At 35.9% G+C, this 1,326-nt stretch carries 1 protein-coding gene; it reads left to right on the forward strand.

Translation table 11 applies throughout. The features are described from left to right. Positions 1 to 53: 53 nt before the first annotated feature. Positions 54 to 1,326, forward strand: a protein-coding gene (locus C8K15_RS21090) for an IS3 family transposase (protein WP_233260593.1) whose coding sequence is annotated in 2 segments (ribosomal slippage) — positions 54 to 498 and positions 498 to 1,326 — 1,274 coding nt annotated over the 2 segments. Because the reading frame shifts where the segments join, the coding sequence is not laid out codon by codon here. This gene is flagged as partial in the annotation.

A 1,326-nucleotide genomic window follows, 5' to 3' on the forward strand; every position in this document is an offset into this window, starting at 1 on the left:
TGATCTGCACCCCAATTGTTAGACACAACTAACAATTGGAGGTGCAATTTTTTATGACTAAATTTAGTACTGATTTCAAATTGAACGTAGTGAAGTTTTATCTTGAAAATAATGTTTCAAAACATGAAATAGCTAAGCAATTTGGTGTAATAAAATCTGAAGTGATTAAATGGATTGCATTATTTGAAAATCATGGGGAGAGTGGATTACGACCTCGATATACAAATTATTCACAAGAGTTTAAAATAGACGTACTCAATTACATGAACGAAAACGGGACGTCTTTCCGCGAAACGGCTGCGATTTTTAATATTTCCTCAGATGCCACAATTGGAAAATGGTTAAAAATCGTTGAGACACAAGGGGTAGACGCTCTACAACCAAGAAAAAGGGGGCGTCTACCCATGGAAAAAGAAGTGAAGAAAATGAAATTTGTAGAGGATTCAAAAGAAGCGTTATTAGCCGAAAATGAACGTTTACGTATGGAGAATGACTATCTAAAAAAGTTGAATGCCTTAGTTCAAGAAAAGGAAAGATTACAGAACAAGACCAAGCACAAGTGATTTTTGAATTAAGGCATAAGTATAAAATTATTAACTTAGTTAAGGTCGCTGACCTTCCACGCAGCACGTACTATTACTGGGTCGAGAAAATGAAGCGTCCTGACAAGTACAAGCTAGTTAAGAGTGTAATAAAACAGATATTTGAGGAACACCAAGGGAGATATGGATACCGCCGGATTACGATGGAGTTACGAAATCGTGGTTATTTACTTAATCATAAAACTGTCCTTAAGTTAATGAATCAACTTGGATTAAAATGCTTGGTACGGATGAAGAAGTATCGTTCCTACAGAGGAAATGTCGGAACGGTCGCACCAAACATATTGGAGCGTGATTTCAAGGCTTCTAAGCTGAATGAAAAGTGGGTTACTGATGTGACAGAATTCCACCTCCATGGTGAAAAGCTGTATTTGTCACCTATTTTAGACCTATACAATGGGGAAATCATTGCATATCATCTAGAGAAACGTCCAGTATATCAATTAGTATCCAAGATGTTAGATAAAGCATTAGAGAGAATCCATGACGGAGACTCTCCTATCCTCCATTCCGATCAAGGATGGCATTATCAGATGAAAAAGTATAATCACACATTGAAGGAAAACAATATTGTACAAAGCATGTCCCGTAAGGGAAATTGTCTTGATAACGCGGTTATAGAGAGTTTCTTTGGTTTATTGAAATCTGAGTTATTATATCTTAAAGAGTTTGAAAGTATCGATCATCTCAAGCAAGAATTAGAACAATATATTGATTACTACAA

Source organism: Paenisporosarcina sp. OV554, from assembly GCF_003058165.1.
Classification (GTDB): Bacteria; Bacillota; Bacilli; order Bacillales_A; family Planococcaceae; genus Paenisporosarcina.